At 34.9% G+C, this 9,052-nt stretch carries 4 protein-coding genes; 3 read left to right on the top strand and 1 reads right to left on the bottom strand.

Features of this window, described 5'->3' with window-relative positions; genetic code table 11:
• On the top strand, window positions 1-229 hold a 229-nt coding region (locus tag ACFIQC_RS08645; RefSeq protein WP_375707039.1), incomplete at its 5' end, for a hypothetical protein.
• 844 nt (window positions 230-1,073) lie between these two features.
• Window positions 1,074-6,041, top strand: a complete 4,968-nt coding sequence (locus ACFIQC_RS08640) for a DEAD/DEAH box helicase (RefSeq protein WP_375707038.1) — start codon at window positions 1,074-1,076, stop codon at window positions 6,039-6,041.
• Window positions 6,042-6,348: 307 nt separating this feature from the next.
• Here ACFIQC_RS08640 and ACFIQC_RS08635 read toward each other — a convergent pair whose 3' ends face one another.
• On the bottom strand, window positions 6,349-6,849 hold the full coding sequence (locus ACFIQC_RS08635) for a hypothetical protein (RefSeq protein ID WP_375641104.1): 501 nt from the start codon (window positions 6,847-6,849) through the stop codon (window positions 6,349-6,351).
• A 1,664-nt stretch (window positions 6,850-8,513) separates the two neighbouring features.
• Here ACFIQC_RS08635 and ACFIQC_RS08630 point away from each other — a divergent pair.
• Window positions 8,514-9,052, top strand: a 539-nt coding sequence (locus ACFIQC_RS08630; RefSeq protein ID WP_375707037.1) for a hypothetical protein, incomplete at its 3' end; no start/stop codon positions are given.

The following is a 9,052-nucleotide window of genomic DNA, read 5'->3' as shown; positions in this document are numbered from 1 at the left end:
ATTTACACCTGTAAACAAGCCAAAGAAAACAACAATGGCACGAAAAATTCTCAAAAGAGAACTTTGGCGTAAAAATACACAAAACAATACAGATTGCCCCCGCTTTGCACTATTCATGAAGCATGATTTAAAAGAACTTCATGGAACCGCTAACAAGTCCACTCAAAACAGCCACTGCCCTATAACACTTTTAACAAAAGCACATGCCTCTGTAACCAAAGAAAAGTGACACCCAAAAACTGCTTTATTTTAACTGCTGAAGATCTCTCCCCCACATTTCTATGGAAAAACCTCTAAACAAAACTGTTTAGCCCGTCAATGGTTAATACATCAATATCCCCAGTTTAATGCTACAATATATTTATCAATAATTAGAGATAAATTCACTCTCCAGCTCCTCTAAGCCACTCAACACGCATATAAACGAGACATCATGCGATCAAGAACATCCTGTCGTCAAAAACCATCATAGAAAACAATAAAGAAACCTCTTTTAAAACTTTCTACTCAAATAGGCAAAACTCTCTGTACAGCGCATTAAGCAACCTTTCTCCAAAGATAATGATCTGAACAGAAGAGTTTTGTCCAGTGCTGTCAGTGTTGTCAGTTCTTTTTAGAGCCTATATTATTTTTTTAAATGAGAGAAAATTAAAAACATTATATTTCAATATGTTAGTATTTTAATGATACAACCTATATCGACAATACAACCTTAAATACAATCCATAATATATATTTGTCAGTTTGTGTCAGAAAATTAAACTGACAAAATAGACTATTTTAGTGACTCATAAAACCTATCAAAATACTCATTATGATATCTTAAAAGCACATATCAAATTTGTCTTTTTCCCATAAAATAAACAGAAAATTTCACTATTTTGCTGATCTTATCCTATGCCATGGGCTGTGGATAAACCGCATTTAAAAAACCTTTTGAAAAAAATTTATCCGCTTTTTAGCATTTTCCGAATTTTTCACACTATTCATTCAAAATGGATTTAATAAGCTTCATTTTTATTCTTTTGAAGAGAATTAATCAATAGAATATATTGTCATGGAGTTTATTCTTTATGCTTCGCCCTCATCATTATGATCATGAACATGTCTCTTTACGCTCTCTCTTGGAATATTATCGTCAACAAGCAAAATCACCCCGTGAATTGGGAACGCTGTTTGAAAATCTTGTCATGGCTTATCTTATGCATGACCCTCTCCATTTTGGACGATATGAAACGGTTGAGAGCTATTATGAATGGGCAACAGAGCGTGAAGGTTGGAATAAAAATGATATCGGCATTGATCTGGTGGCAAAGCTTCGCAATCAAGAGGGATATGTGGCTATTCAATGTAAGTTTTATAAAGCTGACCATCAGATCAGTAAAAAAGATATTGATAGCTTTATCGCTGCCTCTGGAAAAGACATCTTTAAATATCGTCTTCTCGTTGATACCACAGAAGTGGAATTAAGTGACAATGTGAATGCCATGATTAAAGGACAAGCGATACCCGTTTATCGTATTGACCTTCGTCATATGGAAAACAGTCGGATAGATTGGCAAATATTTGCAACAAAACAAGAAGTTCTTCTGAAATCAACAAAAGAGCCTCGTCCACATCAAGAAGAAGCCATCAAGAAAGTCTGTGAAGGGTTAAAAGAAGCAGACCGTGGTAAGCTGATTATGGCATGTGGAACAGGCAAGACTTTCACCAGTTTAAAGATAGCAGAAACCATAGCAGGAACAGGCAAGCGTGTGTTGTTTCTGGTGCCCTCGCTTGCTTTAGTCTCGCAAACGATCCGTGAATGGACAGCCGATGCACAAGTACCTTTGCGTTCTTTTGCTGTGTGTTCGGATACAAAAGTAGGCAAGCGTCGTAAAAACCAAGATGATATTGTTGGCATGGAAACATCAGATCTTGTGCTCCCTGCTACCACGGATGCCCAAGCCCTTGCCAAAGAAGCGCGTGAAAACCTAACAGATGCAATGACGGTTATCTTTTCAACTTACCATTCTATCCAAGTGCTTTCGGATGCACAAAAAGACCATGGGTTACCTGAATTTGATCTGATCATTTGTGATGAAGCCCATAGAACAACTGGTGTTGTGTTGGGAACAGAAAAGCATGAATCTGAATTTATCAAGGTTCATGACAATAGCATTATTCGAGGCAAAAAACGCCTCTACATGACAGCAACCCCAAAGATCTTTAGTGACAAGCTGAAAAGGAATGCTTTCTTATCCAATAACGTTTTGGTGTCCATGGATAATGAAAAACTCTATGGCAAACAACTTTATACTTACAACTTTTCACGTGCTTTAGAGGATAAGCTGTTAGCACCTTGTAAAGTTATCATATTAGTTGTCAACGAAGAAGAAGTAAGCCAATCCATTCAACATCTGATAACCGATAAGAATTATGAACTTATTCTTGACGATAGGACCAAGATTAATGGCTGTTATAGAGCCCTTACCAAAATGGATCTGAAACTTGATCTTAAAGATGACCCCAAACCCATGCGTAGAGCTTTAGCTTTTTGCAAAGATATTGAGACTTCTAAACGCATATGCAAAAGATTCAAAAAAGAAAAAGTGCAAGAATCTTTACGCGCTCTTCATAAAAACTATAAAGATACTCCTCCTCTTAACTGTACCCTTGCCCATATTGATGGAACCTTTAGTGCTAAAGAGCGTACAAAACAACTTGAATGGTTAAAGGAAGATGCGGGGGAAAATACCTGCCGTGTACTTACCAATGTACGCTGTCTTTCTGAAGGTGTTGATGTTCCTGCTCTTGATGCCGTTCTATTTTTACACCCGCGAAAAAGTCAAATTGAGATTATTCAAGCAATAGGACACGTCATGCGTCGAGCAGAGGGTAAAAAAAGAGGCTATATCATTCTACCCGTTGGGATACCCGCTGACATTCCGCCGGAAATAGCCTTAGAAAACAACCAAAAGTATAATATCATCTGGCAAGTTCTCAATGCTTTACGTGCTCATGATGATAACTTTAATAAAATAATTCACCATATGCACAAAAAACAAGACGTAAGCGATGCTCTTGAAATTGTTGCTGCTTCTCAAGAACTTGCGTTAGAAGATACGACCACGGTTATTGATGATTTACCTATACGCTCAAAATTAGAGTTTTCAGGACTTAATATTGGGTTAGCAACTTATGAATCCTCTCACACATGTGAAGAACAAGGTGAACTCCCCCTTTTTTCTAAATGTAAAGATGTCATTAAAACTGCTATTGTTAATAGATTTTACGACCCTAGCTATTGGAAAAAATGGGCAATAAATGTTGGTGATCTTGCTCAAACTCATATCACACGCTTAACTGAGGTTTTGACGAAATCAGAAACTGAAACACGGCGTGTGTTTAATGATTTTATGACCGAATTACGTAGTAATTTAAATACAACTATCTCCGAACAAAATGCGATTGAAATGCTTGCGCAACATCTTGTGACGCGTCCCGTGTTTGAAGCTTTGTTTGAGGGCAATGAATTTGTACAAAACAATGCCATTTCGCAAGCAATGGAAAAAATCTTAACAGAACTCGACAAAACCAATATCGAGGAAGAATCCAAAGAATTACAAGAGTTTTATGACAGCGTAAAGTTCCGTGCCTCTGGCATTACCGAACCACAGGCAAGACAAAATCTTATTATCAAACTTTACGAAGATTTTTTTACCAAGGCATTTAAGAAAACCACGGATAGGCTTGGCATTGTTTATACCCCCGTTGAGGTTGTTGATTTTATCATTCATTCTGTTGATGATGTGTTGCGTAATGAGTTTGGAAAAAGCTTGGGATCACGTGGAGTGTCTATTCTTGACCCTTTCACTGGAACGGGTACCTTTATCACAAGGCTTTTACAATCAAATCTCATAAAACCAGAGGATATGGAATATAAGTTCCGTCATGATATCCATGCCAATGAGATTGTTTTACTGGCTTATTACATAGCAGCCATTAACATTGAATCGACTTATCATAGTTTGAAGAAAGGAGAGTATATTCCTTTCAAACATATTGGTTTAACCGATACATTCCGGATGCTTGAAAAACAAGATCTGATGAGAGGTTTACTAGAGAAAAACAGTGAATATTTAGAACTTCAGAAAAACCTCAATATTGAAGTTATTTTTGGGAATCCTCCTTATTCAGTAGGGCAAAAAAGCGAAAATGATAATGCAAAGAACAGCCCTTATCCCATATTAGATGAACGTATCCGTAAAACTTATGCTGCTCAATCGAAAGTAACGAATATACGAGCACTTTATGACAGCTATATCCGTGCCATTCGTTGGGCAAGTGACCGTATTAGTAATGCTGGGGTAATAGGCTTTGTTTCTGGTTCTGGTTACATAGAAAAGCCAACAATGGATAGCTTACGAAAATCTTTAGCCAAAGAGTTTACGAGTATTTATGTGCTTAATTTACGGGGGGATATTCGTAAAAATATGTTAAGCGATGGGAAAGCTCAAGAAGGTGAAAATGTTTTTGGCAATGGTAGTATGACTGGTATTGCAATAACATTGTTTATCAAAAATCCCAATGCTTCCGGAGATTGTAAAATTTACTATCATGACATTGGTAATAATTTCACGACAAAAGAAAAACTTACAGCTCTTGAATACTTTGGTAGTATTGATGGCATTACACGTGAACAAAGTTGGCAAATGATCACGCCGGATGAACATGGTGATTGGATAAATCAACGTGATGAGAGTTTCAAAACATTCCTAGCCCTAGGTGATAAGAAAAGTCATGGTAAAAAGCTGTTTGAAAATTTTTCTCGCGGTATTATGACGAGTCGTGATGCTTGGACATACAACTCAAGCCCTGAAGCTCTAGCGAAAAACATGAGTAATATGATTGCCTTCTATAACAGTGAAGTGGAGCGTTTTAATGGTGTTTATACACATAATGACGGTAAAACAGGTACTAAAACTGTAGACAATTTTGTTAATGCCGATGAAAGTAAAATTAGTTGGAGTATTAATCTTAAGAAACATTTAACTAAAGGAAAGATTTTTGAATTTGAAGATACATGCCTTATTCAAAGTTTATATCGTCCTTTTACACAACAATGGCTCTATTATAATCGTGCCTTTAATGAAATGGTTGCTCAAATTCCATGTATATTCCCGATGGAACAAGCGGTTGAAAATAGAGTAATACAAGTGACAGGCGTAGGTGCAATGAAAGGTTTTTCTGTACTAATGAGTAAGGATTTACCTAATTTTGATTCAATAGAAAAAAGTCAATGCTTTCCAAGATATATTTACGAAGATACTACGGTCTCAAAAAGTAAAAGTGAGAAACAATCCCATTTATTTACAGAAGAAAGTAAAACAGCTGGTTTACAGAAGCGTGATGCCATTACGGATGAGGGATTAGCACATTTTAAAGCTGCTTATCCTAATGAAGCCATAACAAAAGATGATCTATTCTATTATGTTTACGGTCTACTTCATTCGGAAGATTATCGCACCCGTTATGCTGATAACCTCTCTAAAGAACTGCCTCGTATCCCTTGTGTAAAGAGTGCTGATGACTTTTGGAAGTTTGTAACCGCAGGGCGTGAACTGGGGCATTTGCACATAAACTATGAAACTGTAGAGCCGTATTCAGTAACCTTTAAAAAAGGTAATCCAAAACAAACAGAGATCTATAATCCCGAAAAATTTTATTATGTGACTGAAATGAAATTCGCAAAAGCAGGTAAAGAGAAAGATAAATCAACGGTTATTTATAACAGCAATATCATTATGACAGATATCCCTCTTGAAGTTTATGAGTATATCGTCAATGGCAAGCCCGCTCTTGAATGGGTTATGGAGCGTCAATGTGTAAAGACTGATAAAAAGAGTGGTATTGTGAATGATGCCAATCGCTATGCTGTTGAAACCGTTGGCAACCCTGCTTACCCATTGGAGTTGTTTCAAAGGGTTATTACGGTAAGTTTAGAAACCATGAAAATCGTTAAGAACTTACCCAAATTGGTATTAAGAGAAACTGAATAACTTATAAAGATGCTCATATAATGGGTATGATAAACGCATAAGGGGTATAGAGCTTATAACTATAATCTATACCTCTTTTGTTAAGTTGATTAGATACAATCCTAATATGCGTTATTCTAAAAATAAGGCTTTGTACTTTTAAACACTCTTATTGGGATTGCTTTAAGACTTTTAAGAAACCCACTCTTTAATAGAATTAGATTTTTTTACATTGCCTTTAAAAGATTATACCGTAATCTAAAATGATAGCTTTATTAACATCGACCTTGTGGCTAAAATTCGTGATTATGCTGCTATTTTCCTAACTCTACTTTGGGACTATAAGCCCCTCTTTGGCTAGTTTTTCAACAGTTGTTTCAGCAACGCTTACTATGAGATTAGAAAATGATGCAAAAGCATTTCCATCGCTATAGCCTTTTGCTAGCCATATGGTTTCTTTGTTTTTTGTATGGTGAATAAGATAAACACTAACACTTATGGCGGGCTTACTAATATTATATCCACCGGTCACATAACCTGGTGTCGTCTCAGTTTTTATGGTAGCAAAGTTTCCAAATCCCGAAATAGTACTTGTAGAGGTTCCCGGATGATATGTTGGCGGGATATACGTCTGTGATATAGCACGATTATCAACGCTAACTATTAGGAGTGCATCTGCGCCTTTATTTGTTATAATTTCCTCTTTCTCGTTATAGGAATAATTACGAGTTGGAGGGAAAAGTTCTAATCCTCTCAATATCTGTACATTGTATTTAACGAGGGATTTCTCAAAGGTGTCTTCAAGTTCTTTTTGCTCAGAAATAGACATGCCAACACCTCCTATGACCACCTTTTTCGTTTGAAATCGTCCCTTGTAGTTTGGATCAACAATTCCGTTCAAATGTGTTATAGGACCACAAGCTGTGAGTATTAACAAACAAAGTAAAATAAAAAACTTCATCATCATAAACCTTTGATTAATGCAAAAGTCTAATAATGTATTTATAATTCAAATTAAAGATACGATTTGAATTTTTAAATAATTTTTTTAGATTGTTTTGCAAAATTTATGAAATCCACTCTTAAAGTGAATTAGATTTTTTTACATTGCCTTTAAGAGATTATACCGTAATCTAAAATGAGTGCTTTATTGTTATCAAAAGCTTTGTTTAAAGAGAGTTATGTATATTCATTTTGCTTATAGGTTTTGAAGGTGTAAAAACCGTCAAAACCCCCTCAAAACGTATATTATTAGTTGAATTTATAGGTTGTGTTATCAATATGGGTTGTTTTTTAAAGGTCTGTAAAATCTTAACATATTGAAAAATAACGTTTTTACTTTTTATCGTTTTTTTACATAATAGCAGCAACCCTCAAAACTCAAAACCCCTTCAAAACTCATAACCATAATGATTTTGATAGCATTTCATATGAGTTACAAGCTATCTTTTGAAAGGCTTTAAAGGGTCATACGCTTTTCATAAGACACGTTTTAATGACTCACTAAAATGATCACTTTTGTCAGTTCAATTTACTGACACATAACTGACAGGTTTTAATCAATTCACATCATTGGTTATCTTTCAAGATTGTACTCTTGATATGGGTTATGTTTTAAAGATATTAAGCTATTGAAATATAATGTTTTTAATTTTTACTCATAAAAAAAATAATAGAGGGTCTTAAAAGGAACTGACAACACTGACACGGTCTATTAAAAGAGATTTTGCTCATCTCTATAATTATCAGTTTCTATTGAGATGTTTTCATAACAGTCTATAAATCGTAATTATCCTATTTATCGTTTCTCTTATGAAAATGAAAAATGATGCGGTGGCTATAAAGCATATAACAGCTATAGAGAATGCATAAAAACAGCAAGGTTTTATAATCATAATGCAAATGAATGCATTGGTTATAAAGACCATCTCTATAAAAAGCTGTTAAGTTGCAAATATGTTATAAACAAAATTCACAAAAAATTTAAAATTCATTTAGTGACAAAATTGATAGGTTATAAAGTTTAAAATACGCATCATGAGAGCGTTTCTAAATATTATAAATGTATAGATTCAGAAAATAACGCAATCATTTAAGAAAGCCAATAATATAGCTTTAAAAGCATATAAATATAAAAGAAGCAATTAATAGGCATAAGACATTATCAACACACAACGTATTTAAAAAATAAGAAAAAATATCAAAAAAGATAAAATATTATTTGACAATAAATACGTATTTTGTTATATAAATAATCAAGTGCTTAACAACACTAAACAAACAGCGGGTAGATTACGAAACAATCTTTCCCATCTTTTAAAATACTGACTGTCTTTTATGTTATGATTAGCATATAATGATTTTGTCGGGTGTGGTTACACCATACAATACTCTTTATGAGAAAAGTGTAACGACGGACTGTTTGCCGTGTTTGTTAGCACCCGGCGCCCTTCTGGGCTGTCAATAACAATATTATTCAAACAGGTTTTAATTATGACAAATATATCAAACAACACCCCCGTTATCTCTTCCATTTCAAATGAAACTGCATCTGTTAATAAACAACAGCCTGCAAAAAAATACGAATTTACAGGAGAGACAATAGAGGTTGGTGATTATACTCTTTATCGCATTCGGGCTTTAAGGGATTTTGCTAATATAAAAGCTGGTGATTTAGGCGGCTTTATACATAAGGTTGCAAATTTAGCTCATAATGGTGATTGTTGGGTCGGTGGCAATGCCATGGTTTATGGTGATGCTCGTATTTACGATAATGCCCATGTTTCGGATAATGCAAAAATTACTGGATCTGCAAAAATTTATGAAAATGCAAGGGTCTATGGCAATGCTAGCGTGCATATTAGAGCTGAGGTTTATGGCAATGCGCAAGTATATGAGAACGCATTGGTTTATGGTGATATTTTTGGACATGCTAAAGTGTATGGAAATGCAAAAATTTATGGCAAGTTTCTTGATAAAACTAGAATTTATGGCAATGCTGAGGTTTATGATAAAGCACGTGTTTTAGGAAC

Source organism: Bartonella sp. AA126HLJHH (assembly GCF_042197425.1).
Lineage (GTDB): Bacteria > Pseudomonadota > Alphaproteobacteria > Rhizobiales > Rhizobiaceae > Bartonella.
This window is presented reverse-complemented; position numbering and strand designations above follow the sequence as displayed.